A 26108-nucleotide genomic window follows, 5' to 3' on the forward strand; every position below is an offset into this window, starting at 1 on the left:
TACGGTGGGGCCTGACCCGGCGGGCCCGGCCCTGACGTCCGAGTGCGGCGTCCGGCCTCGTCCTCGGCGTGACCGACGTCACACCCGTGTCACCACCTTTTCCCGGGATACGCGGGATCACAAGAGGTGAACGGCAAACAACGCGAATCCGTCGCGGACGAAACGGGTCGAACCCGAGGGAAGTGGTCGTTCGAGGCCCCTGCGGAGGCCGGGCCGGACGGCCGATCCCGGCGGAACCGGCGCCGCCGTGCAGGCGAACGCGGAGCGGGCCCGGGCGCACTACGATGGGCGCGCTGCGGGAGCCCGCGGGGGGTCTTCACCAGACACACGAGAACGGACGGCGATGCTCAACAAACTGAGGCCCGCGCTGGGGCGGATCCTGACGCCCATCGGGCGTGCGGTCGCGCGGACGGGGGTCTCGCCCAACGCCATCACGGTCATCGGGACCGCCGGCGTGGCCGCCGGCGCCCTCGTGCTGTTCCCGCGCGGCGAGTTCTTCTGGGGCACGATGGTGATCACCGCCTTCGTGCTGTTCGACATGCTGGACGGCGCGGTCGCCCGCGTCACCGGGAAGATCTCCCGTTTCGGCGCCTTCCTGGACTCCACCATGGACCGGGTCGCCGACGCCGCCATCTTCTCCGGGCTGATGATCGGCCTGTACCGGGACGGGCAGGAGGCGCTCGCGGGCGTCGCGCTCTACTGCCTGGTGTCCGGGGTCGTCGTCTCCTACGCCAAGGCCCGGGCCGAGGGCCTCGGCTACACCTGCGACGTCGGCATCGCCGAGCGGGCCGAGCGGCTCATCGTCGCGCTCGTCGCCGCCGGGTTGTCGGGCCTCGGCGTCCCCTACGTCCTGGCCGTCGCGCTGTGGGCGCTGGCGGCGCTCAGCACCGTCACGGTCGGGCAGCGGTTCGCGACCGTCTACGTCCAGGCGAAGGCCGACCCCGCGCCCGTCCCGCCCGGCGCCGCCCCGGCCCCCGCCGCCGACCGGCCCGACGAATCCGCCCGTGACGAGGCCGCCCGTGACGAAGCCGCCCCTAACGGCGCCGCCGACGCCGCCGAGAGCGACGATGCGGCCCGGGCGGGCGACGCCCGCGACGGTGACGCCCGCGACGGTGACGCCCGCGACGGTGACGCCCGCGGCGATGGCGGCGCCGAGACCGGCGGCCCCGGCGCGCGGGCGGCCGCGAACGCCGGCGCGGAGCGGCGGCGATGAACGTCCCGTACCGCGACGAGGCCGCGGACGCCGCCTACGCGATCGGCTGGACGGTCGTCCGCAAGATGCCCGAGCGGGCGGCCCGGCTGGCGTTCACCGCCATCGCCGACCGCACCTGGCACCGCCACGGCGCCGGGGTGCGGCAGCTCGAGAAGAACCTGTGCCGGGTCCTCGGCAAGGACGCCGTCGACGACGAGGTCCGCGTCCTCAGCAAGAAGGTCATGCGGTCCTACTTCCGCTACTGGCTGGAGGTGTTCCGTCTCCCCGAGTACGACCGGAGGCGGATCGTCGGGAAGATGCGCGTCACCGGCGAGAAGAAGATCTTCGCGAACCTCGAGGCGGGCCGCGGCGTGATCCTCGCCCTGCCGCACATGGGCAACTACGAGCACGCCGGCGCCTGGCTCGTCCACAACGGGCACCCCTTCACCACCGTCGCGGAGCGGCTCAAGCCCGAGTCGCTGTTCGACCGGTTCGTCGAGTTCCGGGAGGGGCTCGGCATGGAGGTCCTCGCGCACAAGGGCGCGTCCGCCTACGGGCGGATGGCGCGGCGGCTGCGCGAGGGACGCCCGGTCTGCCTGGTCGTCGACCGCGACCTCACCGACAGCGGCGTGGACGTCGAGTTCTTCGGCGCCACCGCCCGCATGCCCGCCGTGTCCGCCGCCCTGGCGATCCAGACCGGCGCCGCGCTGATCCCCGTGACGCTGTGGTACGAAGGGGAGTACTGGGCGGCGCGCGTGCACGAGGAGATCCCCGTGCCCGCCGAGGGCGCCAGACAGGAGAAGATCCGCGCCATGACCCAGGAGCTCGCGGACGTCTTCGAGGAGGGCATTCGCGCCCACCCCGAGGACTGGCACATGCTGCAGAAGGTGTGGCTCGACGACCTGCCGGGGAGCCCGGCGGAGGCACCCCGATGAGGGTCGGCATCGTCTGCCCCTACACCTGGAACGTCCCGGGCGGCGTCCAGCGGCACATCGCCGACCTCGCCGAGGCGCTCATCGCCCTCGGCCACAGCGTGTCGGTGATCACCCCGGCCGACGACGACGCCGACCTGCCGCCGTACGCGGTCCCGGCCGGGCGCGCCGTCCCCGTCCCCTACAACGGCTCGGTCGCGCGGCTGGCGTTCGGCTTCCTGTCGTCGAGCCGGGTCCGGCGCTGGATCCGCGAGGGCGGCTTCGACGTCCTGCACGTGCACGAGCCGGCCGCGCCGTCGCTCGGGCTGCTGGCGTGCTGGGCGGCCGACGGCCCGATCGTCGGCACGTTCCACGCGTCCTACGAGAAGTCCCGCGTGGTGTCGGTCACCGCGCCGATCCTGCAGAGCGCCCTGGAGAAGATCACCGGGCGGATCGCGGTGTCGGAGGCGGCCCGCACCACGCTCGTCGAGCACCTGGGCGGCGACGCCGTCCTCATCCCCAACGGGGTCGCCACCGAGCGGTACGCGATGGCCGATCCGCTGCCGGGCTGGCCCGGCCGCGCGGACGGCTCCGGGGACGGCTCCGGCGAGGAGGCGATCGGTTTCCTAGGCCGCATGGACGAACCCCGCAAGGGCCTGCAGGTGCTGCTGCGCGCGTTCGAGATCCTCGGCCGCGCCCGCCCCCGCCTGCGGCTGCTGATCGCGGGGCCGGGCGACGCCGACGACGTCATGTCGCGCGTCTCCCCGGAGCTGCGCGACCGCGTCGTCCTGCTCGGCATGGTCAGCGAGACGGACAAGGTCCGCGCGTACCACTCGGTGGACGTCTTCGTCGCGCCGAACCTCGGCGGGGAGAGCTTCGGGATCGTCCTCGCCGAGGCGATGGCGGCGGGCGCCCCCATCCTGGCCAGCGACATCGAGGCCTTCGACCGGGTGCTGCGCGGCGGCCGCGCCGGGGCGCTGTTCCCCACCGGCGACCACGAGGCGCTCGCCGCGGCGGCCGCCGACCTGCTCGACGACCCCGCCCGCCGCAAGCAGCTGTCCGCCGAGGCCCGCGCCGCCGTCCGCGACTACGACTGGTCGGCCGTCGCCCGCGACGTGCTGCGGGTGTACGAGACCGTGTCCCTCGACCACGCCGGCGTCGTCGAGTCCGGTCCCGGGGCCTAGGAGAGCACCGGATGCCCGACTGGATCATCGACGTCCTGTTCTGGATCGCCGTCGCGTTCCTGCTCGCCGTGTACGTGTCGTGGCGCGCGACCCGGCTCGACCGGCTGCACGTCCGCGTCGAGACGGCCCGCGCCGCGCTCGACGCCGCGCTCGTCCGGCGGGCGGCCGCCGCGCTCGAACTGGCCGCGTCCCGGCTGCTGGACCCGGCCACCAGCCTGGTCCTCGCCACCGCCGCGCACGAGGCCCGCACCGCCGACGCCGAGCACCGCGAGTTCGCCGAGAGCGACCTGTCGCGGGCGCTGCGCGCCGTCGTCGACCAGCCCGGCTTCGTCGACGCCCTCACCGGGCCCGGCGACGGGGACGGCAAGGCGGTGCTGGAGGAGCTGTCCTCCTCCGCCGCGAAGGTCGCCTACGCCCGCCGCTTCTACAACGACGCCGTCTCCCAGGCCCGCATCGCGCGCCGCAAGCCGCTGATCCGGGTGCTGCGGCTGGCCGGGCGCGCACCGCTGCCGGGCTTCTTCGAGATCGACGACGACCCGCCCGGCATCTGACCGGGCCGCGCCGGCCGGACGGGGCACGGCGCGCGTTTCGCTACCCTCTGGCAGACCTCGCGAAGGAGGGATCAGCGTGCGCACCACCCGAGGCGGGACCGCCGCCGGCCGGACGGCCGCGGGGATCGGGACGCTCGTCCTCGCCGCCGCGCTCGCCGCCTGCTCCGGCGGTGACGCGGGCCGGCGGGCCGAACCGCCGAGCGCGCCGGGCGGACCCGGCGCCGGGGCCGCGACCCCCGCGCCGACGACCCACCCGTTCGACGGCGGCACCGAGGGCCTGCGCGCCCCGGTCCTCGCCGTGAAGATCGCGAACACCCGGCGGGCGATGCCGCAGTCCGGCGTCGAGGACGCCGACATCGTCTACGTCGAGCAGGTCGAGGGCGGCGAGACCCGCCTGATGGCGGTGTACTCGTCGAAGCTGCCCGAACGCGTCGGGCCCGTCCGCAGCGCCCGGATCTCCGACCTGCACATCCTGGCGCAGTTCGGACGGCCCGCGTTCGCGTTCTCCGGCGTCCAGAGCAAGATGAAGAAGCACATCCGGCAGGCGCCCTCCTATGACGTCTCCCAGGAGAACGGCGGATCCGCCTACTTCCGGGCGGGCCCGAAACCGATCCCGTACAACCTGTACGCCGATCCCCGTGACCTGCTGGAACTCGCGCCCGAGGCCACCGGTCCGCGCGACATCGGCTTCCGGTTCGGGCCCGCGCCGGACGGCGGCGAGCCCACGCGGTCGTTCACCGCGAAATGGCCCTCGGCGACGATGGGGTTCACCTGGTCGGGCGAGGAGAAGCGCTGGCTCGCGAGCTTCGACGGCCGTCCCGACGTGTCCGCCGAGGGCGGCAGGCTCGGCGGCGCCACCATCGTCGTCCAGTACGCGAAGACCACGCGCTCGAAGTTCCACGACTCCCTCGGCCACTACACGCCGCTGATACAGACGACGGGGACGGGGCGCGCGCTCGTCCTGCGCGACGGCAAGGGATACGACGCCCGCTGGTCACGGCCGTCCGAAGGGCAGGGGACGACGTTCACCACCGCCGACGGGAGGCCGATGACGTTCGCGCCCGGCCAGGTCTGGGTCGTGCTCGTCAACGACGGCGGCCCCGTCATCCCCTGAGGCGGCCCGGCCTCCGGGATGCCGGGCGGCCGCGTCGGGCGCGGAGACCGGACGGTCTGTAAACCGGACGATCCTCGCGTTGACGGTCTGCCGGGTCCAGAGGTGGCACAAGCAGGCAATATCATGGATATCGACTAGTCATTCCGCTCACGTGAGGATTTGCCCGTGTCCACTTCCAGCCCCGCTTCCCAGAACACCGCGCCGGAGACCGGGACCGCCCGGGTCAAGCGCGGCATGGCGGAGATGCTCAAGGGCGGCGTGATCATGGACGTCGTCACGCCCGAGCAGGCGAAGATCGCCGAAGACGCCGGCGCCGTCGCCGTGATGGCCCTGGAGCGGGTCCCCGCCGACATCCGCGCCGAGGGCGGCATCTCCCGGATGAGCGACCCGGACATGATCGACGGGATCATCGACGCGGTCTCCATCCCGGTCATGGCCAAGGCCCGCATCGGCCACTTCGTCGAGGCCCAGGTGCTGCAGGCGCTCGGCGTCGACTACATCGACGAGTCCGAGGTGCTCACCCCCGCCGACTACGAGAACCACATCGACAAGTTCGCGTTCACCGTCCCGTTCGTGTGCGGCGCGACCAACCTCGGCGAGGCGCTGCGCCGCATCACCGAGGGCGCCGCGATGATCCGCTCCAAGGGCGAGGCCGGCACCGGCGACGTCTCCAACGCCACCACCCACATGCGCCAGATCCGGCAGCAGATCCGCCGGCTGCAGAACCTGCCCGAGGACGAGCTGTACGTCGCGGCCAAGGAGCTGCAGGCGCCCTACGAGCTGGTCAAGGAGGTCGCGCAGGCCGGGAAGCTGCCCGTCGTGCTGTTCACCGCCGGCGGCATCGCGACCCCCGCGGACGCCGCGATGATGATGCAGCTCGGCGCCGAGGGCGTGTTCGTCGGGTCCGGCATCTTCAAGTCCGGCAACCCCGCCCAGCGCGCCGAGGCGATCGTGAAGGCCACCACCTTCCACGACGACCCCGACGTCATCGCCAAGGTGTCCCGCGGCCTCGGCGACGCGATGGTCGGCATCAACGTCGCGTCCCTCGGCGAGGACCAGAAGTTCGCCGGCCGCGGCTGGTGATCCGCTGACGTCCCGGAGGCGGTCGCCCGGCGCGGGCGATCGCCTCCGGCCCCTCCACAGCGCGTCATTCCGGGGTTACGCTTGCGGCGCGGCCGGCGCGGGACCGGGCGCAGGGCGCGATCCCGCGGGCGGTGCCCGGCCGCGGGAGGGGAGAGCATGGCTTGGTCGGTCGCGCTGGCCTGTGCGAGCGCCGGGGAACCCGCCGACGTCTTCGGCCCCGGTCTGCGACCCGATCCGGACGCCGCCGCGCGCGTCGCCCGCGGCCTGCACCCGGCGGGCGCCCTCACCGAGACCGGCGACACCGTCCTCGACTTCGCCCTCTGGCCCTACGAGGACGAGCTGTTCGTCGGGGCCTTCGGCGCCGCCCGCGACGAACGGGCGCTGCTGGTGTGCGACCGCCGGCTGTTCCGCCTCGACGACGACGCGCGCCGCGTCGCCGACGCCACCGCCGCGGCGCTCCCGGGCGCCCGCTGCGGCGTGCTCGTCCTGCACAACGTCGTCCGCGGCTGCTGGTTCCGCTGGTACGAGGACGCCGAACTGCGCCGGGACGTCTTCCTCACCGCCGAGGACGGCGTCATCGTCGACCAGGGCGCCCGCCTCCCCGCCGAGCGCCCCTTCTGGCGCGACCTCGACGCCGGCGCCCCGGACGTCCCGCTGCCGTTCGACCCCGAGGAGTTCGGGCTCGCGCTCGCCGCCGCCCACATGTTCGGCCGCGGCATCGCCGACCGCGGCAAGGACGGGTTCCTGCCCCTGGAACTGCCCCTGCGCCGCTTCAAGCTCGGCGCCCGCGACCGGGCCGGGACCGGCGACGCCCGGTGACGCCGGGGACCCGGATCGGGAAGACGCGCACCTGACCGGGGCGTTGGACAAAGCGTCCGGACGACGGAACGTCTAGGGTTGGTCCGTCCGCATCCCCCGGAAGGTTCATTTGTGACTGCCGTACCGACCATCGGCGTCCTGGCGCTGCAGGGCGACGTGCGCGAGCACGCGCGCGCCCTCGAACAGGCCGGGGCCCGGCCCCTGAACGTGCGCCGCGCCGCGGAGCTGGAACGGGTCGACGGACTCGTCCTGCCCGGCGGGGAGTCCACCACCATGTGGCGGCTGGCCCGCGCGTTCGACCTGCTGGAGCCGCTGCGCAAGCGGATCGAGGGCGGCATGCCCGCCTACGGCTCCTGCGCCGGCATGATCATGCTGGCCGACCGCATCCACGGCGGAGCGGACGGCCAGGAGACCGTCGGCGGGATCGACATGACCGTGCGGCGCAACGCCTTCGGCCGGCAGGTCGACTCCTTCGAGTCCGACGTGCCGCTGGCCGGGATGGGCGACACGCCGTACCACGCCGTATTCATCCGCGCCCCCTGGGTGGAGTCCACCGGCGACGCCGTCGAGATCATCGGCCGCGCCGAGGGCGGCCCGAACGCCGGTAGGATCGTCGCCGTCCGTCAGGGCCGGCTGATGGCCACGGCGTTCCACCCGGAACTGACGGGCGACTTCCGCGTGCACCACTACTTCGCCGATCTGGTGCGCCGGGCGATGGTTGAGGAGGATTGAGATGTCCGGCCATTCCAAATGGGCGACGACCAAGCACAAGAAGGCGGCCCTCGACGCCAAGCGGGGCAAGCTCTTCGCGAAGCTGATCAAGAACATCGAGGTGGCGGCCCGCACGGGCGGTGGCGACCCCGACGCCAACCCCACCCTGTACGACGCCATCTACAAGGCGAAGAAGAACTCGGTCCCCAACGACAACATCGAGCGCGCGCGCAAGCGCGGCGCCGGTGAGGAGGCCGGGGGCGCGGACTGGCAGAACATCACCTACGAGGGCTACGCGCCCGGCGGCGTCGCGGTGCTCATCGAGTGCCTCACCGACAACCGCAACCGCGCCGCCTCCGAGGTCCGCGTCGCCCTGACCCGCAACGGCGGCTCCCTCGCCGACCCGGGCTCGGTGTCGTACATGTTCAACCGCAAGGGCGTCGTGATCGTCCCGAAGAACGGCACCAGCGAGGACGACGTGATGATGGCCGTCCTCGACGCCGGCGCCGAGGAGGTCAACGAGCTCGACGAGGACAACTTCGAGGTCGTCAGCGAGGCCGGTGACCTCGTCGCCGTCCGCACCGCCCTCCAGGAGGCCGGGATCGACTACGAGTCGGCCGAGAGCAAGTTCCTGCCGAGCGTCACCGTCCCCCTCGACGAGGAGAACGCGAAGAAGGTCTTCCGCCTCCTGGACGCCCTGGAGGACTCCGACGACGTCCAGGACGTCTACGCGAACTTCGACGTCCCCGACGAGGTCATGGCCGCGATCGACGCCTGAGCACGATCGTCGTCGCCGGACGCCGCCGCGCAGCCCGACCGCGCGGCGGCGTCCGCGCGTTCCCGCGCGTTCCCGCGAGTCCCCGTGAGGGCCGCCTCGCGGGCGCGGGCCGGCGGGCGCGCCCGTCCGGTGACACACGCGGGCGGGCGCTGCGCGATGTCGGCGCGGATTGGTAGCGTTGGCGGCCCGAACAGATGATCGAGAGGGGCGGCCGTGCGGGTGATGGGGGTGGACCCCGGGCTCACCCGGTGCGGGGTGGGCGTCGTCGACGGCGCCCCGGGCAGGCCGCTCCGGCTGGTGCACGTGTCCGTCGTCCGCACCGGCCCGGACGACGACCACGCCCTCCGGCTGCTGGAGGTCGAGCGCGGCATCGAGGCCGTCATGGACGAGCTGCGCCCCGAGGCCGTCGCCGTGGAGCGGGTGTTCTCGCAGCACAACGTGCGCACCGTGATGGGCACCGCGCAGGCCGCGGGCATCGCGATGCTCGCCGCCGCGCGCCGCGGGCTGCCGGTCGCCCTGCACACCCCCAGCGAGGCCAAGGCGGCCGTCACCGGCAACGGGCGCGCCGACAAGGCGCAGGTGACGAAGATGGTGACGCGGCTGCTCGCGCTCGACGCGGCGCCGAAGCCCGCCGACGCCGCCGACGCGCTCGCCCTCGCGATCTGCCACGTGTGGCGCGGCGGGGCGGCACGGCAGCCGGCGCACGCGTTCCGGTCGCGGATCGAGGAGGCGGCCCGGGCCGAACGCGAACGGCTCGCCGCCCGCAGAACAGGAGGGACCGTCCAGTGATCGCCTTCGTCAGCGGCGAGGTGGCCGCCGCCGGACCCGACGGCGCGGTGATCGACGTGCACGGCGTCGGCCTCGCGGTGCAGTGCACCCCCGCCACGCTGGCCGGGCTGCGCGTCGGCGACCACGCCCGGGTGCCGACGTCGCTGGTCGTCCGGGAGGACTCGCTCACCCTCTTCGGGTTCGCCGACGACGACGAGCGGACGGTGTTCGAGCTGCTGCAGACCGCGAGCGGCGTCGGACCCCGGCTCGCGCTGGCGATGCTGGCCGTGCACACCCCGAACGCGCTCCGCCGCGCCGTGGCCGCCGAGGACCTCGCCGCCCTCACCAAGGTCCCCGGCATCGGCAAGAAGGGCGCGCAGCGCATCGTGCTCGAGCTGAAGGACCGCCTCGGCGGCCCCACCGGCGACGACGCCGGCGGGGCGCGGGCGCCCGTCCGCGCCGAACCGTGGCGCGAGCAGGTGCAGATGGGCCTGATCAACCTCGGCTGGTCGGCCAAGGACGCCGACGCGGCCGTGGACGCGGTCGCCGCCGACCTCGACGGCGCCGAGACCCCGCCCGTCGCCACCCTGCTGAAGTCGGCCCTGAAGAAGCTGAGCAAGTGAGCGAGGACGAGCGGCTCGTCTCGGCGGACGCCGACGGGTCCGAGGAGCAGGTCATCGAGGCCGCGCTGCGGCCGAAGAAGCTCGGCGACTTCGTCGGCCAGGAACGGGTCCGCGAGCAGCTCGCGCTGGTTCTGCACAGCGCGCTGCGGCGCGGCCGGACGCCCGACCACGTGCTGCTGTCCGGCGGGCCCGGCCTCGGCAAGACCACCCTCGCGATGATCATCGCGGCGGAACTGGGGCAGCCGCTGCGGATCTCCTCCGGCCCCGCCATCGAGCGGGCCGGCGACCTGGCCGCCGTCCTGTCGACGCTGGCGGAGGGCGAGGTCCTGTTCATCGACGAGATCCACCGGCTGGCGCGGCCCGCCGAGGAGATGCTCTACATGGCGATGGAGGACTTCCGCGTCGACGTCGTGGTCGGCAAGGGGCCCGGCGCGACCGCGATCCCCCTCGACATCGCCCCGTTCACCCTGGTGGGCGCGACGACCCGGGCCGGGATGCTGCCGGGACCGCTGCGCGACCGGTTCGGGTTCACCGCCCACATGGACTTCTACGAGCCCGCCGAACTGGAGATCATCGTCCGGCGTTCGGCGGGCCTGCTGGGCGTGGAGATCACCGACGAGGCCGCCGCGGAGGTCGCCGGGCGCGCCCGCGGCACGCCCCGGATCGCGAATCGGCTGCTGCGGCGCGTCCGCGACTACGCCGAGGTGCGCGGCGACGGGACCGTCACCCGGGAATCGGCGCGGACGGCGCTGTCGTTGTACGAGGTGGACGAACGGGGTCTCGACCGGCTCGACCGTGCCGTGCTCGGTTCCCTGCTGCGCAAGTTCGGCGGCGGCCCGGTGGGGCTGTCGACGTTGGCCGTCGCGGTGGGGGAGGAGCCGGAGACGGTCGAGGTGGTGGCGGAGCCGTTCCTGGTGCGGCAGGGGCTCCTGGCCCGGACGCCCCGCGGCCGGGTCGCGACCGGCGCCGCGTGGGCGCATCTCGGGCTGACCCCGCCGCCGACGGCGCCGCTGGCCGGGACGCTGTTCGACCTGGACGACGACGCCGACCGGCCGTGACGGCGATCATCGGTAACGGGTTGGGAACTTCCCGGCACCACCGGTCGTCACGTCGTTGCCGGGGTCTGGCGTAATCTCTAGACTCCGGGTCCTGGTCCACCGTCTTCCAGCCGACGGTTCCAATGATGTGGCCGATCCGGTCACGGGCTGGGCAATCGATACCGGAAGGATGCCCCATTAATGGGCGGCGACATGATCATTGCAGCGGAGTCGGGCGGCAGCGGGGCCTTCAACCTCCTGCTTCTGCTGGCCATTCCGCTGGTCTTCTACTTCCTCCTCATCCGCCCGCAGAACAAGCGGCGCAAGGAGCAGCTGCAGATGGAGAGCTCCCTGCAGCCGGGCGCGCGCGTGATGACGACCAGCGGCATGCGCGCCACCGTGCTGTCGGTGGACGACGACGGCGTGCTGCTGGAGATCGCGCCCGGCGTCGAGGTGAGCTTCGTCAAGCAGGCCGTCATGCGGGTCCTCCAGGACGACGACGCCAAGGGCGCCGACGCCGAGGAGCTCGACCTCGACGAGGACGACGATGACCGCGACGACGCCGAGCGCGACGGTGACGCGGTCGACCTCACCAAGGACGACGCGGCCGCCGGCGCCGACGCCGACGACGAGGACGGCGACGGCGAGGCGAAGGCCGGTGCGAAGGCCGGGCGCAAGTCCTCCGACTGACGCCCCTCCGGCACCGATTCGAGACGGGAAGTAAGACGACACGTGGCTCCCCCCAAGAACGTCCCCAAGCCGGGACGCACCCTCCTCGCGCTCTTCGCGATTCTGGTGGTCCTGGCGGGAACGGCCGTACTGCAGGGAGCCACGACGCCCAAGCTCGGGCTCGACCTCGCCGGCGGGACGACCGTGACGCTGTCCGCCAGGACGCCGAACGGCGCCGCCCCGCCGGCCGAGCAGATGGAGCAGGCCGTCAAGATCATGACCCAGCGGGTCAACGGCCTGGGCGTCTCGGACGCCGAGGTGCAGAAGCAGGGCGGCGACAACATCGTCGTCAACGTGCCGGGGGCGGGCCAGAGCCGCGTCGTCAACATGATCGGCACCACCGCGAAGCTCCAGTTCCGGCAGGTGTTCGCGGCAGCGGACGGACGGCCGGCGACGGGGACCTCCCCGGCGCCGTCGCCGTCCGCGGGCGGAGGCGAGCGGGCCGACCGGGGAAGCGGTGATCGCGGCGACGGCGACGGGGACCCGAACCCCGCGCCGTCCGCCTCGGCGTCCGCCGGGGAGCCGACGCCCTCGTCGTCCGCGGCGCCGCGCGGCCGCGCCGCGTCCGGCGCGCTCACCGCCCCCACCCCCTCGGCGAACCCTTCGGAGAACCCCTCGGCCACGGCCTCCCCGTCGCCCGAGCCTCCGGCGTCGCCCGGGGACGCCGGCGCGTCCGGCGGAACCGACACGTCCGCGCTCTACCCGGGCGTCCGCGACCAGGCGGTCATCAAGCAGTTCGAGGCGCTCGACTGCTACAACGGCGACCGCCGCGCCCCCGGCTCCAACGACCCCGGCAGGGACTGGGTCGTCGCCTGCGACCAGAAGTCCGAGAACGGCGAGGTCACCAAGTACATCCTCGGTCCCGTCCGGGTGCTCGGCGAGAACGTCGACGGTGCCGAGGCGCTCCCGCCGAACGCCCAGCAGGGGCAGCCGAGCTGGTCGGTCTCCCTCGACTTCGACGGCAAGGGCGCCGACCAGTTCGGGCAGGTCACCACCGAGGCGTACGGCGCCTACCAGCAGGACCCCACCTCCGCGCGGGCACAGATCGCGATCGTCCTGGACGGCCAGGTCGTCTCCGCGCCCGCCATCAACCAGGGCCCGATCACCGGCGGCACCGCCAGCATCGACGGCCCGCCCGAGAGCTTCGGCCAGCAGTACGCCACCGACCTGGCGAACGTGCTCAAGTACGGGGCGCTGCCACTGGAGTTCGAGCAGAGCTCCATCGACGAGGTCTCCTCCACGCTCGGTTCCGACCAGCTCACCGGCGGCCTGATCGCCGGCGCCATCGGTCTCGCCCTCGTGGTCCTCTACTGCATGGTCTACTACCGCGGCCTCGGCCTGGTCGCGGTCTCCAGCCTCGCGGTCGCCTCCGCGATCACCTACCTGGCGGTGGTGGTGCTCGGCGAGAACATGGGCTTCCGGCTCTCGCTGCCGCACATCATCGGACTGATCGTGTCGATCGGCATCACCGCCGACTCGTTCATCGTCTACTTCGAGCGGCTGCGGGACGAGCTGCGCGCGGGCCGCAAGCTCCGGCCGTCCGTCGAGACGGCCTGGAAGCGCGCCCGCCGCACGATCCTGGTCGCCGACGCGGTGACGTTCCTGGCCGCGCTCGTGCTGTACTTCCTCGCGGTCGGCGGCGTCGCCGGGTTCGCGTTCGCGATGGGACTGACCACCCTCATCGACGTGATCGTGGTGTTCTTCTTCACCAAGCCGCTCGTGGCGGTGCTGTCGCGCACCAGGTTCTTCGGCCAGGGCCATCCGCTGTCCGGGGTCGACGCCAGACGGTTGCGCCGCGAACCCGGGGCCGTGCCGGCCTCCGCCGCCCGCCCGACGAGCCAGGAGGTCTGAGCCATGGCGACGCGCGCGATCATCTCCCGGATCTACCGGGGCGAGGTCAGTGCCGACATCGTCGGCCGGCCGAAGCTGTGGTACTCGATCTCCGGGCTGCTGCTCGTCCTGTCCATCGCCGGCCTGGTCGTGCAGGGCCTCAACTTCGGCGTGGAGTTCAAGGGCGGTTCGGTCTTCACCTTCCAGGCGCCGAGCGCGTCGATCGAGCAGGTGCGCGGCGCCGTCGCCGACGGCGGCGCCCACCAGACGATCGTGCAGGAGGCCGGCGACAAGTGGCGGGTGACCACCGAGAGCATGTCCTCCGCGGAGGTCACCGAGGTCAAGCAGAGCGTCACCGAGCGGCTCGGCGTCCCGGGCGACAAGGTCAGCACCCAGGTGGTCGGCGCCTCCTGGGGCGGTGAGATCCAGTCGAAGGCGTGGCAGGCCCTCGCCGTCTTCATGGTGCTGATCGTCGCGTACCTGTCCATCGCGTTCGAATGGCGGATGGCGGCGGCCGCGGTCGTCGCCCTCGTCCACGACCTCGTGATCACCGCGGGCGTCTACGCCTGGTCCGGGTTCGAGGTGACCCCGGCGACGCTGCTCGGCTTCCTGACGATCCTCGGGTACTCGCTGTACGACGCGGTCGTGGTGTTCGACATGATCAAGGAGGTCACCAAGCCGCTGGGCCCGACCTCCAAGACCACCTACAGCGAGGCCGCGAACAGGGCGCTGGCGAGCACGCTCGTCCGGTCCCTGAACACCTCGCTGGTCGCGATCCTGCCGGTGGCGGCGATCCTGTTCATCGGGACGACGCTGTTCGGCGCGGGCACGCTGAAGGACCTCTCGCTCGCCCTGTTCGTCGGGATGATCGTCGGAACGTACTCGTCGCTGTGCGTCGCGACGCCGCTGCTGGTGCAGCTGAAGGAGCGCGAACCCAAGTACCGGGAGATCCGGGCGAACATCGCGCGCCGCGAGGCCAGCGCGAAGCGGAGGTCGAAGACGGCCGCCAAGGTGAAGGCGACGGCGGGCGCGCCCGGCGGCGGCCCGGACGGGGACGACGCGGGGGAAAGCGCAGCGGACGACGGCCCGGCGGTCCCCGCCGGGGACGCCGCGAAGCCGGTCGCCGTGCGCAAGGTGGTGCAGTCGGGGCCGCGGCATCAGCCCCGGCGCGGCACGCGCCAGCAGCGCCGCGGCAAGTGACCGCGGGCCGCACGGCGGCGCGCGGAGCCCTCCGGGGCGGCAGGAAGCAACGAACGTCTCAGGGGGGCGAACGATGGTGGACCTCGGCAAGCTGATAGAGGAACGGATCCGCGACGTGGACGACTACCCGAAGCCGGGGGTCGTGTTCAAGGACATCACTCCGCTGCTCGCGGACCACGTCGCGTTCGCGGGCGTGGTGGACGCCATCGTCAACCACCACGGCCGCGGCACCATCGACAAGATCGTCGGGATCGAGGCGCGGGGGTTCATCCTCGCCGCGCCCGTCGCCTACCACTTCGGGGCGGGTTTCGTGCCCGTCCGCAAGAAGGGCAAACTCCCCGCGCTGACGCACGCCGCCACCTATGATCTCGAGTACGGGACGGAGACGATCGAAATCCACGCGGACGCCTTCGAGACCGGCGACCGCGTCCTGATCGTCGACGACGTCCTGGCCACCGGCGGGACGGCGCGCGCCGCCGCCGACCTCGTGCGGCGCTGCGGCGGCGAGGTCGTCGGCCTCTCGGTCCTGCTGGAGCTGTCGTTCCTGAAGGGGCGCGACAAGGTCGGGAATCTCGACGTTCACTCGCTGGTTACCGTCTAACGCGGAACGGGCGCCGGATACACTGGCGCAATCGAGCCCGGTGGGGTCGGGCGCTCACCCGCGGGGCGGACGGCTTGCGGCGCCCGCATGGACCGAGGAGGCTGAGTGCCCGGTGAGGTGGCATCGACCGGCGCGGTGAGCGAGGCCGCGGAGAAACCCGCGGCCGGGGCCCGCCGCGCCACGCCGGCCGCCGGCGAGGCGGCCGTCGAGCGCGCCGAGCCCGCCGGTCCAGACGCCGAGCGCGAGCCCGACCGCCCCGGCGCCCGGCCCACCGGAGACGAGCTCACTGGAAACGAGTCCCCCGGAAACGAGCCCACCGGCCCCGCCTCGACCGTCGACGCCCCGTCCCGCACCCCCGGAACCGGTCCGGCGCCGGGCGAGGCCGCCGCAGGCGCCGCACCGAAAGACGCTGCACAGAATAACGCCGCACCGAAGAACGCGGCCCCGAAGGACGCCGCTCCGAAGGACGCCGCCACGGCGGGCGCGACCCCGGGCGGCACCGGGGGCGAGGCGAAACCCGCCCGGCCCGGCCCCGCGTCCCATACCGAGGAGGACCCCGGCGACCGGGGAACCTCCGCGACCACCACGATCCCGCCGTCCGCCGCCCGGGTGCGCCGCAGGCTCGCACGGCTGGGCGCCCAGCGCGGAAGCGCCATGAACCCGGTACTGGAACCACTGATCAAGACGGTCCGCAACACCCATCCGAAGGCGGACCTCCGGCTCATCGAACGCGCCTACGACGTCGCGGCGCACTACCACCGGCACCAGAAACGCAAGAGCGGCGACCCGTACATCACGCACCCCCTCGCCGTCGCCACCATCCTCGCCGAGCTCGGCATGAACACCGAGACGCTCTGCGCGGCGCTGCTGCACGACACCGTCGAGGACACGCCCTACAGCCTGGACGAGCTCACCGCCGACTTCGGCGACGAGATCGCCGCGCTCGTCGACGGCGTCACCAAGCTCGACAAGGTCAAGTACGGCGAGGCCGCCGAGGCCGAGACCGTCCGCAAGATGGTCGTGGCGATGTCCCGCGACATCCGCGTCCTGGTGATCAAGCTCGGCGACCGGCTGCACAACATGCGCACGCTGCGTTACATGCCGCGGCACAAGCAGGAGAAGAAGGCCCGCGAGACGCTCGAGGTGTTCGCGCCGCTCGCGCACCGCCTCGGGATGAACACGCTCAAATGGGAGCTGGAGGACCTCGCGTTCGCCACCCTGTACCCGAAGCGGTTCGACGAGATCGCCCGGCTGGTGTCCGAACGCGCCCCGCGCCGGGACGTCTACCTGCAGGAAGTGATCGAGAACGTCTCCACCGACCTGCGCGAGGCCCGCATCAAGGCCACCGTGACGGGACGGCCGAAGCACTACTACTCGATCTACCAGAAGATGATCGCCCGGGACGTCAGCTTCGACGACATCTACGACCTGGTCGGCATCCGGGTCCTGGTCGACAGCGTCCGCGACTGCTACGCCGCCCTCGGCTCGATCCACGCGCGATGGAACCCGGTCCCCGGCCGGTTCAAGGACTACATCGCGATGCCGAAGTTCAACATGTACCAGTCGCTGCACACCACGGTGATCGGGCCCGGCGGCAAGCCCGTCGAGCTGCAGATCCGCACATGGGGGATGCACCGGCGCGCCGAGTACGGCGTCGCCGCGCACTGGAAGTACAAGGAGGAGACCGTCGGCGGCCGCCGCGCCGGCGACATGCAGTGGCTCCGGCAGCTCCTCGACTGGCAGAAGGAGACCGCCGACCCGGCCGAGTTCCTGGAGTCCCTCCGGTTCGACCTGTCGGTCTCCGAGGTGTTCGTCTTCACCCCCAAGGGCGACGTGATCGCCCTGCCGCAGGGGGCGACCCCGGTCGACTTCGCGTACGCGATCCACACCGAGGTCGGGCACCGCTGCATCGGCGCCCGCGTCAACGGGCGTCTCGTCCCCCTCGAGTCCACCCTCGACAACGGCGACACCGTCGAGGTGTTCACCTCCAAGTCGCAGGACGCCGGACCCAGCCGCGACTGGCTCGGGTTCGTCAAGAGCGCCCGCGCCCGCAACAAGATCAAGCACTGGTTCTCCAAGGAGCGCCGCGACACCGCGATCGAGTCCGGCAAGGACGCCATCGCCCGCGCCATGCGCAAGCAGAACATGCCGCTGCAGCGCATGATGTCCGGGGAGGCCCTCCTGGCCCTCGCCCGCGACATGCGCTACCCCGACGTGTCCTCCCTGTACGCGGCGGTCGGCGAGAGCCAGGTCTCCGCCCAGCACGTCGTGCAGCGGCTCGTGGACGCCCTCGGCGGCGTGGAGAGCGCCGAGGAGGACCTCGCCGAGATCGCGCTGCCGACCCGCCGCAAGCGGAACCGGCCCGCGGGCGACCCCGGCGTCGTCGTTGCCGACGACCCGGACGTGTGGGTCCGGCTGTCGCGCTGCTGCACGCCGGTCCCCGGGGACGAGATCGTCGGCTTCGTCACCCGCGGCCACGGCGTCTCGGTCCACCGCAGCGACTGCGCCAACGTCGAGAGCCTCCGGAGCCAGCCCGACCGGCTCATCGACGTCAAGTGGTCGCCGGGCGAGGACTCGGTCTTCCTCGTGGCCATCCAGGTCGAGGCGCTCGACCGGCCCCGGCTGCTGTCCGACGTCACCCGCGTGCTGTCCGACCAGCACGTCAACATCCTGTCCGCGTCGGTCACCACCACCCGCGACCGCGTCGCCGTCAGCCGCTTCACCTTCGAGATGGGCGACCCGAAGCACCTCGGGCACGTCCTGAAGGCCGTCCGCTCGATCGACGGCGTGTACGACGTCTACCGCGTGACGAGCGGCGCCACCCGCTGACAACACGGAAGGGCGGCCGCCGGGAACGACGGCCGCCCTTCGTCGTGCGCGCGGGTCAGCTCTCCGCGGGTTCGTCCTCGGGGACCACGTCGACGCCGGCCTCCCTGCGCTGCTGCGGCGTGATCGGCGTGGGCGCGGCGGTCAGCGGGTCGAACCCGGACGCGGCCTTCGGGAAGGCGATGACGTCGCGGATCGACTCCTGCCCGGCGAGCAGCATGACGACCCGGTCCCAGCCGAACGCGATGCCGCCGTGCGGGGGCGGGCCGAACTTGAACGCCTCGAGCAGGAAGCCGAACTTCGACTCGGCATCCTCCTTGGACATGCCGAGGACGTCGAACACCCGCTGCTGCATCTCGGCGCGGTGGATACGGATCGAGCCGCCGCCGATCTCGTTGCCGTTCAGCACGAGGTCGTAGGCGTCGGCGAGCGCGGCGCCCGGGTCGTCCTGGAAGGTGTCGGCGAACTCGGGTTTGGGCGCGGTGAACGGGTGGTGGACCGGCGTCCAGCCGATCTGCTCGCCCTTGTCGTCCTCGACCGGCTCGAAGACCGGCGCGTCCACGACCCAGACGAACTCCCACGCGGACGCGTCGATCAGCCCGCAGCGGCGGCCGATCTCCAGGCGGGCGGCGCCCAGCAGCTCCTGCGTGGCGTGCCGCTTGCCCGCCCCGAAGAAGACCGCGTCGCCGGGGGACGCGCCCGTCTTCGCGGCGAGGCCGTCCTTCTCGGCGTCCGACAGGTTCTTGGCGACCGGCCCGCCCAGCGTCCCGTCCTGCTGGACGAGGACGTACGCGAGGCCGCGGGCGCCGCGGGACTTCGCCCAGTCCTGCCAGGCGTCCAGCTCCTTGCGGGTCTGCGACGCGCCGCCGGGCATCACCACCGCGCCGACGTACGGGGCCTGGAACACCCGGAACGTGGTGCCGGCGAAGTACTCCGTCATGTCGGTCAGCTCGTTGCCGAACCGCAGGTCGGGCTTGTCGGAGCCGTACCGCGCCATGGCGTCGGCGTAGGTGATGTGGGGGATCGGCCGGGGGATCTCGTACCCGGCGATGTCCTTCCACAGCCGGGCCACGAGGTCCTCGCCGACGCGCAGGACGTCGTCCTGGTCGACGAACGACATCTCGATGTCGATCTGGGTGAACTCCGGCTGCCGGTCGGCGCGGAAGTCCTCGTCGCGGTAGCAGCGGGCGATCTGGTAGTAGCGCTCCAGCCCGCCGACCATGAGCAGCTGCTTGAAAAGCTGCGGGGACTGCGGCAGCGCGTACCAGTGGCCGGGCTTGAGCCGGACGGGCACGAGGAAGTCGCGGGCGCCCTCGGGCGTCGACCGGGTCAGCGTCGGGGTCTCGACGTTGACGAAGCCGTGCTCGCGCATCACCTCGTGCGTGAGGAACGACGCCTCCGACCGGACGCGCATGGCGTGCGCCACCGCGTCGCGGCGGATGTCGAGGTAGCGGTACTTGAGCCGGATCTCCTCGTTGACGTTGACGTCGCCCTCGATGGGGAACGGGAGCGGCGCGGCCTCCGACAGCACCTCGATCGTCTCGGCGGCGACCTCGATGTCGCCGGTGGGCAGCTCGGGGTTCTCGTTGCCCTCCGGCCGGACGCGGACCTCGCCGACGACCTTGACGCAGAACTCCGACCGCAGGTCGTGCGCCGCGTCCTCCTCCCGGAACACGACCTGCGCGGTGCCGGACGCGTCCCGCAGGTCGATGAACGTGACGCCGCCGTGGTCGCGGCGGCGGGCCACCCAGCCGGCCAGCGTGACCTGCTGCCCGGCGTGCTCCCTGCGGAGCGTCCCCGCCTCGTGCGAGCGGATCATTTCTCAAGCCTTTCTTTCAACGTCGTGACGATGTCGGCGAGGGGGACGGCGGTCTGCTCTCCCGCGGCCAGATCCTTGACCTGGGCGACGCCGTCCGCGATATCTCGCTCGCCGAGGATCACGGCGTACCGGGCGCCGGACCGGTCCGCGTCCTTCATGGCGCCCTTGAGCCTCTTGCCGCCGAACGCCGCGTCGGCGGCGATCCCGGACCGGCGCAGCTCCGCGACGAGGCCGAACATGCGGCGCTCGGCGGCGTCGCCCAGCGGCACCCCGAACGCCTCGCAGCGCGGCCGGGCGGCGAACTCGGCGCCCTCGGCCTCCAGCGCGAGGATCGTCCGGTCCAGGCCGAGACCGAACCCGATGCCGGGCAGCGGCGGGCCGCCGATGTCCTCCGACAGCCCGTCGTAGCGGCCGCCGCCGCCGATGCCCGACTGGGCGCCCAGCAGCGGGTGGTCGAACTCGTAGGTCGTCCGGGTGTAGTAGTCGAGGCCGCGCACCAGGGTGGGGGTGTCCTCCCACTCGATGCCGAGGTCGGCCAGCAGTTCCCGGACGGCGTCGTGGTGCGCCTTGCACGCCGCGCACAGGTGGTCGGCCATCAGCGGCGCGCCGGCGAGCTGCTCGCGGACCTGCGGGCGCTTGTCGTCCAGGACCCGCAGCGGATTGATCTCGATGCGGGCGCGGGTGGCCTCGTCCAGGTCGAGTCCGCGCAGGAACTCCTGGAGGCGCGCCCGGTAGGCGGGGCGGCATTCGCGGCAGCCGAGCGAGTTCAGCAGCAGCCGGACCCGCGTCAGCCCGAGGGAGCGGTACCAGTTCGCCGCGATCGCGATCGTCTCGGCGTCGACCCGCGGGTCCTCGCTGCCGATCGCCTCCAGGTCGAGCTGGTAGAACTGCCGGTAGCGGCCCTGCTGGGGGCGTTCGGCGCGGAACGCCGCACCGGTCGTCCAGACCTTCACCGGCAGCGCGCCCTGCTTGTGCAGGCCGTGCTCCAGCACGCACCGCAGGACGGACGCGGTGAACTCGGGCCGCAGCGTCAGCGAGCGGCCGCCGCGGTCCTCGAACGTGTACATCTCCTTGGACACCACGTCGGTGGATTCGCCGACGCCGCGGCGGAACAGGTTGGTGTCCTCGAAGACGGCCAGTTCCAGGTAGCCGTATCCGGCCAGCCGCGCCTGCTCGGCGAACGCCTCCCGGACCGCGTACAGCAGGTCCGCGCGCGGCGGGACGTATTCACTGACCCCCTTGGGGGCCTGGAAGCTCGAACTCATGATGTCTGAAGGTTCCTAGAGTCCCTTGCGGGGCCCGTCGGCGGGCGCGGTGTCCGCGAGGAACGGATTGGTGGCGCGCTCGCGGCCGATTGTGGTCTGGGGGCCGTGGCCGGGCAGGACGGCGGTCTCGTCGGGCAGCGACAGGCACACCCGCGCCAAGCTGGCGAGTATCTGCTCGTGCGACCCGCCCGGCAGGTCGGTGCGGCCGATCGACCCGGCGAACAGCAGGTCCCCGGAGAACATCACGTCGGGGAGCTCCCGCGTCGCGGGCGTCCGGAAGGTCACCGACCCGGGCGTATGGCCGGGCGCGTGGTCGACGGCGAACCGCAGCCCGGCGAGCTCCAGCTCGGCGCCGTCGGCCAGTTCCCGCACGTCGTCCGGCTCGGTCAGCTCCAGCCCGCCGAACAGCTGCTGGCCCGGGCCGAGCGACAGCCCCTTCGCCGGATCGGTCAGCAGGTCCCGGTCGTCCGGATGGACGAACGCGGGCACGTCCTTCGCGCCGCACACCGGCGCCACCGACCACACGTGGTCGATGTGCCCGTGGGTCAGCAGCACCGCGACCGGCTTCAGGCGATGCTCGCGCAGGATCTCGTCGATGCCTGCCTCGGCGTCCTGGCCGGGGTCGATGATGACGCACTCCTCACCCGCGGCGGGCGCCACGACGTAGCAGTTCGCGGCGAACGATCCAGCGGGGAACCCGGCGACGAGCACGGACGTCCTTCCTTAGAACCATCTCGGTGGGCGTGTTCGAGGGTACCGGCGCGTCCGCGGCCACCGCGAACGAGATCCGCGGATCGCCGTGTCGCGGAGCGTGCTCCGGCGAGCCGGGAGGGCGACCTCGCCCCCCGGCGTCCGTTTTACGGCGCTTTTACGCGCCGGTACCGCTACTATGCGCTGCACGTTCACCTGATCACAGCGAATGATCACAGCGAAAGGGCATGGCCAGTGGCGGGGAAGGACCGCAAGAAGCAGCTCGCGCGGCAACGCTACGAGCGCCAGCAGCAGCGCCGGGCGGCGGAGGCGGCCAGGGCGCGCCGGCTGAAGGTCTTCGGCTCGGCCGCCGCGGTGGCGGTGATCGCACTCGGCGGGGCGGGATTCTTCCTGTTCACCGGCGAGGACGACCCGGCCGAGGCGAACGCCGCGTCCGGCGCCGCGACGCCCGCGAACGGCGAGTGCGCGTACGGCCCGTCCGACGCGCCCGGGGCGCCGAAGGACCTCGGCACCCCGCCCGCGAAACCCGTCCACACGGGCACGGTGAACGCGACCGTCAAGACGAACCAGGGCGACGTCGTCTTCGAGCTGGACGGCGAGAAGGCGCCCTGCACCGTGAACTCGTTCGCGTTCCTCGCGGAGAAGAACTTCTACGACGACAGCCCGTGCCATCGGCTCACCAGCGGCGGGCTGAACGTCCTGCAGTGCGGCGATCCGACCGGCAAGGGCACGGGCGGTCCCGGCTACCAGTACGCCGACGAGAACCTCGACGGCGCGACCTACGGCAAGGCGACCCTCGCGATGGCGAATTCGGGGCCCGACACCAACGGCAGCCAGTTCTTCATGGTCTACGACGATTCGCAGCTCCAGCCCGACTACACCGTGTTCGGCAAGATCACCAAGGGTATGGACGTGCTGGAGAAGATCGCCGCGGCGGGCTCGGAGCCCGAGGGCGACGGCGCCCCCAAGAAGAAGGTCACGATCGAGGACGTCACGATCGGCGCCGCGGCCGGGTGACCGGTATCAGCCGAACGGGATACTAAGGTGTGGAGGGTCCGAAGGGCGTGAGCACGTTCGGACCCGCGATTCAGGAGGCAAGGGTGTCCAGCGCGACCGATCCATGGGGCCGGGTGGACGAGGACGGCACCGTCTATGTCAGGACGGCCGACGGCGAGCGGGTCGTCGGATCCTGGCAGGCGGGCGCGCCCGAGGAGGCCCTGGCCTACTACAAGCGCAAGTACGATTCGCTCGCCACCGAGATCGGTCTGCTCGAGCAGCGCGTCCGCACGACCGACCTGCAGCCCGCCCAGGCCGAGCAGAGCATCGGCCGGCTGCGCGAGGCGGTGACCGGGGCCAACGCGGTCGGCGACCTCGACGCGCTGGCCCGCCGCCTCGACGGGCTGACCGAGCGGGTCGGGCGGCGCCGCGAGGAGGTCAAGGCGCAGCGCGAGCAGCACCGGCACGAGGCGCGCGAGACCAAGGAGCGCATCGTCGCCGAGGCCGAGCGGATCGCCGCCGAGGAGACCCACTGGAAGAACGGCGGCGAGCGGCTCCGGCAGCTCGTCGAGGAGTGGAAGGCCGCCGACCGCATCGACCGGCCCACCGAGACCGCGCTGTGGAAGCGGCTGTCGTCCGCCCGCAACGCGTTCACCAAGCGCCGCAAGGCGTACTTCGCGACGCTGGACGAGCAGCGCGAGGACGCCCGCCGCGAGAAGGAGCGCCTGGTCGCCGAGGCCGAGGCGATGACCGGCTCCACCGACTGGGGCGAGACCGCCGCGGCCTACCGCGACCTCATGCGCCGCTGGAAACTCGCCGGGCGCGCCTCCCGCGACGCCGAGGAGGACCTGTGGGCCCGCTTCAAGGGCGCGCAGGACACCTTCTTCCAGGCCCGCAGCGCGGCGTTCGCCGAGCGCGACGCCGAGTTCCGCGGGAACGCCGAGGAGAAGGAGAAGATCCTCGCCGAGGCCGAGCGGCTGCTGCCCGTCCGGGACGTCCGGCAGGCCCGGCAGGCGCTGCGCACGATCCAGGAGCGCTGGGAGGCCGCCGGGATGGTGCCGCGCGACCAGCGCGACCGTCTCGAGGGCCGGCTCCGCAAGATCGAGGAAGCGGTCCGCACCGCCGAGGAGAGCGAGTGGCGGCGCACCAACCCCGAGGCCCGCGCCCGCGCCGAGGCCACGGTCGCGCAGCTGCGCAGCTCCATCGAGCAGCTGCAGGCCCGCCTGGACAAGGCCCGCGGCGCCGGCCGCGACCGGGACGCCAAGGAGGCCGAGGAGGCGCTCACCGCCCGCCGCGCGTGGCTGGAAGAGGCCGAGCGGACCCTCGCCGAGTTCTCCTGACCCGGCGTCACCCGTAGCCCGCGCCGCCGGCCCCGCCCCGGGACGTCCCGGGGCGGGGCCGGCGCGTCGGCGGGCGCGTTCAGCCGGGACCGCCGCTCGCGGACGGGGCCGCCCCGCGTTCGCGGAGCATGCCCTCCATCAGCCCGATCTCCGACTGCTGCCCCTGGACCATCGTCCGGGCCAGCCGCCGCACCCGCTCGTGGCCGGTCAGGCCGAGGACCGCCTCGGCCATCTCCACGCCCGCGCGATGGTGGGTGATCATCAGCCGCAGGTACAGCACCTCGGCGTCCCGGCCGGACGCCCGCTCCAGCCGCGCGAGCTGCTCCGGCGTCGCCATCCCCGGCATCGGCGCGGGCGCGGCGGACGCCCCGCCGTGGCCGCCGTGCCCCGACATCCACCGCATCCGGCCGCCCGGATCCGCCTTCGGCAGCTCCCACTCGTCCAGCCAGGCCGTCATCATGCCGATCTGCTGCGACTGGGTGTTGGCGATGTCGTAGGCGAGCAGGCGCACGCGCGCGTCGTCGGTGCGGTCCCGCACGATGAACGACATCTGCACGGCCTGGGCGTGGTGGGTGCTCATGTCCCGCGCGAACCCGGCCTCCGGGCCGCCGGTCCCCGGCCGTCCCGACCGCAGCACGGCCGGGACGGCGAGGACGGCCGCGCCCACGAGCACGGCGACGGCGAGGACGACGGTGGCCCGGCGGCCCCGCCCGCCGCGGGCCGGCACGTCACCGGCTCCGCCGGCCGGGGCGTCTTCGGCTCCGCCGGCCGGGGCGTCGTCCGGTGCGGCGCGGCCGTCACCGTCTCCGCGCGTCACGGGGTGGCCTTGGCGCCGGTGCAGGCGGCGCCCGGTTCGGGGGTCTGCGGGCCCTTCACGAACGCCTTGATGAACGCGTCGAGGCGTGCGTCGCCGGCGTCCTGCAGCTCGAGCTGGTTGCCCCAGGCGGTGAGCGTGATCGGGGAGTCCTGGGACGGGTACGGGCTCATGAACGTGTAGCTCGTCGACTCGACCTTCTCGCGCAGCGCCTCCACCTGCTCGGCGGGGAGGCCCGGCCGGTAGGTGATCCAGACCGAGCCGTGCTCCAGGGAGTGGACGGCGTTCTCGTTGCGCAGCTCCCGGTCGTAGACGACGGCGTCGCAGTTCTGCCACATCGGATCGTGGTCGCCGCCCATCGGCGGGTCGGCCTCGTAGTCGACGCTCGCCCGGGTGTGGCCGTTGGCCAGGCCGTCCTTGGTGACGACGCCCGCGATGGACGCGCCGCCGTCCGACGACGACCTCGACTGGAGGAAGGCGTAGGAGACGGCGACGACCGCCACCAGGCCGATCACTGTGAAGAAGGCGATGCCGCCCCAGGGCACCTGCCGCTGCGTGAGGGCGTTCTTCCGCGGGTTCCTGTTGCCGGTGCCGCGGCCGCGGGCGCCGTTGTGCTTCGCGGTGTCGTGCTTCGTGTTGTCGTGCTTCGTGTTGTCGTGCTTCGTGGTCTTGTGCTTCGCGGTGCTGTTCCTCGCCGCGGTGTTTCCGGCGCTCTTGCTCCGGGCGTTCTTGTTCCGGGCGCTCTTGGACATGAGAGCGGTCCTCTCGAGGATGGTTCGGCTGATCGGGGACACGAAGGCCCCGCCGTACCGTTCGGGCGGGCACGGCGGCGCGGCGGCCTGGGCGGCCGGTCTCCTACAGCCGGAGGACCTGGAGCGCGGAGAGCGAGGGTGCGGAGAGCATCCGGCCGGTGGGCGGAGCGAGCACGCGCGCGGTGCGGGCGGGCAGCCGCAGGAACGGGCGGCGGGCGGCGCCCGACAGCACGAGGGCCAACAGCGTCAGCAACACCGCCAGGCACAGGCAGACGTCCCCGGGAGAGGGCCCGGGCAGGTCGACCGGCATCGGTCCCGCGTCGGCGTGAACGCCCGCCAGAGGCCCGCTGAGGGCGCCGGACGCGGGCCCGGCCGCGGCGTCGGGCGGCGGGCCGGACGCGCGGGACGCGCTGGACGAGCCGGCCGATGGGCCGCCCGGCGCCGCGGCGGCCGC

General features: G+C 72.9%; 25 protein-coding genes. 19 read left to right on the forward strand and 6 right to left on the reverse strand.

Translation table 11 applies throughout. The annotated features are described in order from the left end of the window. Nucleotides 1-343: 343 nt before the first annotated feature. From pgsA to ACFQ11_RS24445, 17 genes are all read left to right on the forward strand, one after another. Nucleotides 344-1213 carry a phosphatidylinositol phosphate synthase gene (pgsA, locus tag ACFQ11_RS24365; protein WP_378302479.1) on the forward strand — a complete coding sequence of 290 codons (870 nt, stop codon included), beginning with the start codon at nt 344-346 and terminating at the stop codon, nt 1211-1213. Further along, nucleotides 1210-2127 (forward strand): phosphatidylinositol mannoside acyltransferase, encoded by a 918-nt coding sequence (locus ACFQ11_RS24370; RefSeq protein WP_378302482.1) that lies wholly within the window; start codon nt 1210-1212, stop codon nt 2125-2127. Before pgsA ends, ACFQ11_RS24370 begins: the two co-directional genes overlap by 4 nt. Next, nucleotides 2124-3287 (forward strand): glycosyltransferase family 4 protein, encoded by a 1164-nt coding sequence (locus tag ACFQ11_RS24375; RefSeq protein ID WP_378302484.1) that lies wholly within the window; start codon nt 2124-2126, stop codon nt 3285-3287. The genes ACFQ11_RS24370 and ACFQ11_RS24375 overlap by 4 nt, the downstream gene beginning before the upstream one ends. Nucleotides 3288-3298: 11 nt before the next feature. After that, nucleotides 3299-3838: a LemA family protein gene (locus ACFQ11_RS24380; protein ID WP_378302486.1), complete on the forward strand. Its 540-nt coding sequence runs from the start codon at nt 3299-3301 to the stop codon at nt 3836-3838. Between the two features lie 76 nt (nt 3839-3914). Next, nucleotides 3915-4952 (forward strand): DUF3048 domain-containing protein, encoded by a 1038-nt coding sequence (locus tag ACFQ11_RS24385; protein ID WP_378302488.1) that lies wholly within the window; start codon nt 3915-3917, stop codon nt 4950-4952. 165 nt (nt 4953-5117) lie between these two features. Continuing rightward, nucleotides 5118-6035 (forward strand): pyridoxal 5'-phosphate synthase lyase subunit PdxS, encoded by a 918-nt coding sequence (gene pdxS / locus ACFQ11_RS24390; protein WP_378302490.1) that lies wholly within the window; start codon nt 5118-5120, stop codon nt 6033-6035. Between the two features lie 156 nt (nt 6036-6191). Then, nucleotides 6192-6854 (forward strand): DUF6928 family protein, encoded by a 663-nt coding sequence (locus ACFQ11_RS24395; protein WP_378302492.1) that lies wholly within the window; start codon nt 6192-6194, stop codon nt 6852-6854. Nucleotides 6855-6965: 111 nt separating this feature from the next. After that, nucleotides 6966-7586 carry a pyridoxal 5'-phosphate synthase glutaminase subunit PdxT gene (pdxT, locus tag ACFQ11_RS24400; RefSeq protein WP_378302495.1) on the forward strand — a complete coding sequence of 207 codons (621 nt, stop codon included), beginning with the start codon at nt 6966-6968 and terminating at the stop codon, nt 7584-7586. A gap of 1 nt (nt 7587) precedes the next feature. Beyond that, a complete protein-coding gene (locus ACFQ11_RS24405) occupies nt 7588-8343 on the forward strand; it encodes a YebC/PmpR family DNA-binding transcriptional regulator (RefSeq protein WP_378302497.1) in 756 nt (251 codons plus the stop codon). 213 nt (nt 8344-8556) lie between these two features. After that, nucleotides 8557-9132, forward strand: a complete 576-nt coding sequence (gene ruvC / locus ACFQ11_RS24410) for a crossover junction endodeoxyribonuclease RuvC (RefSeq protein ID WP_378302499.1) — start codon at nt 8557-8559, stop codon at nt 9130-9132. Next, nucleotides 9129-9734 (forward strand): Holliday junction branch migration protein RuvA, encoded by a 606-nt coding sequence (gene ruvA, locus ACFQ11_RS24415; RefSeq protein ID WP_378302501.1) that lies wholly within the window; start codon nt 9129-9131, stop codon nt 9732-9734. The genes ruvC and ruvA overlap by 4 nt, the downstream gene beginning before the upstream one ends. Beyond that, entirely contained in the window at nt 9731-10792 is a 1062-nt protein-coding gene (ruvB, locus tag ACFQ11_RS24420) for a Holliday junction branch migration DNA helicase RuvB (protein ID WP_378302503.1), read from the forward strand. Before ruvA ends, ruvB begins: the two co-directional genes overlap by 4 nt. Nucleotides 10793-10984: 192 nt before the next feature. Next, nucleotides 10985-11461: a preprotein translocase subunit YajC gene (gene yajC / locus ACFQ11_RS24425; RefSeq protein WP_378302505.1), complete on the forward strand. Its 477-nt coding sequence runs from the start codon at nt 10985-10987 to the stop codon at nt 11459-11461. A gap of 42 nt (nt 11462-11503) precedes the next feature. Further along, nucleotides 11504-13351 carry a protein translocase subunit SecD gene (gene secD / locus ACFQ11_RS24430; RefSeq protein ID WP_378302507.1) on the forward strand — a complete coding sequence of 616 codons (1848 nt, stop codon included), beginning with the start codon at nt 11504-11506 and terminating at the stop codon, nt 13349-13351. A 3-nt stretch (nt 13352-13354) separates the two neighbouring features. Next, nucleotides 13355-14530 carry a protein translocase subunit SecF gene (gene secF / locus ACFQ11_RS24435; RefSeq protein ID WP_378302509.1) on the forward strand — a complete coding sequence of 392 codons (1176 nt, stop codon included), beginning with the start codon at nt 13355-13357 and terminating at the stop codon, nt 14528-14530. Nucleotides 14531-14603: 73 nt separating this feature from the next. Next, entirely contained in the window at nt 14604-15131 is a 528-nt protein-coding gene (locus tag ACFQ11_RS24440) for an adenine phosphoribosyltransferase (RefSeq protein WP_378302511.1), read from the forward strand. A 105-nt stretch (nt 15132-15236) separates the two neighbouring features. Beyond that, nucleotides 15237-17960, forward strand: coding sequence for a RelA/SpoT family protein (locus ACFQ11_RS24445; RefSeq protein WP_378302513.1), 2724 nt, complete (start codon nt 15237-15239; stop codon nt 17958-17960). Nucleotides 17961-18015: 55 nt separating this feature from the next. Here the strand turns inward: ACFQ11_RS24445 and aspS are convergent, their stop codons facing one another. The 3 genes from aspS to ACFQ11_RS24460 are packed head-to-tail and all read right to left on the reverse strand — an operon-like array spanning nt 18016 to nt 21752. Beyond that, nucleotides 18016-19776 (reverse strand): aspartate--tRNA ligase, encoded by a 1761-nt coding sequence (gene aspS / locus ACFQ11_RS24450; RefSeq protein WP_378302515.1) that lies wholly within the window; start codon nt 19774-19776, stop codon nt 18016-18018. Beyond that, nucleotides 19773-21041 (reverse strand): histidine--tRNA ligase, encoded by a 1269-nt coding sequence (gene hisS / locus ACFQ11_RS24455; RefSeq protein WP_378302517.1) that lies wholly within the window; start codon nt 21039-21041, stop codon nt 19773-19775. Before hisS ends, aspS begins: the two co-directional genes overlap by 4 nt. Before the next feature lie 15 nt (nt 21042-21056). Beyond that, nucleotides 21057-21752, reverse strand: coding sequence for an MBL fold metallo-hydrolase (locus tag ACFQ11_RS24460; RefSeq protein WP_378302519.1), 696 nt, complete (start codon nt 21750-21752; stop codon nt 21057-21059). Nucleotides 21753-21986: 234 nt separating this feature from the next. Here ACFQ11_RS24460 and ACFQ11_RS24465 point away from each other — a divergent pair, with 234 nt between their 5' ends. Further along, nucleotides 21987-22769, forward strand: coding sequence for a peptidylprolyl isomerase (locus ACFQ11_RS24465; protein WP_378302521.1), 783 nt, complete (start codon nt 21987-21989; stop codon nt 22767-22769). A gap of 83 nt (nt 22770-22852) precedes the next feature. Continuing rightward, the gene (locus tag ACFQ11_RS24470; protein WP_378302523.1) at nt 22853-24088 is read left to right on the forward strand and encodes a DUF349 domain-containing protein; all 1236 of its coding nucleotides are present in this window, start codon (nt 22853-22855) and stop codon (nt 24086-24088) included. A gap of 79 nt (nt 24089-24167) precedes the next feature. On the opposite strand, the gene ACFQ11_RS24475 is transcribed toward ACFQ11_RS24470, so the two are convergent. The 3 genes from ACFQ11_RS24475 to ACFQ11_RS24485 form a co-directional block, all read right to left on the reverse strand. Then, a complete protein-coding gene (locus ACFQ11_RS24475; RefSeq protein ID WP_378302525.1) occupies nt 24168-24815 on the reverse strand; it encodes a DUF305 domain-containing protein in 648 nt (215 codons plus the stop codon). Between the two features lie 86 nt (nt 24816-24901). After that, nucleotides 24902-25654: a DUF3105 domain-containing protein gene (locus ACFQ11_RS24480; protein ID WP_378302527.1), complete on the reverse strand. Its 753-nt coding sequence runs from the start codon at nt 25652-25654 to the stop codon at nt 24902-24904. 103 nt (nt 25655-25757) lie between these two features. After that, a partial coding sequence (locus ACFQ11_RS24485) for a hypothetical protein (protein WP_378302529.1) occupies nt 25758-26108 on the reverse strand: 351 nt, incomplete at its 5' end.

The organism is Actinomadura sediminis, assembly GCF_042675525.1.
Classification (GTDB): Bacteria; Actinomycetota; Actinomycetes; order Streptosporangiales; family Streptosporangiaceae; genus Spirillospora; species Spirillospora sediminis.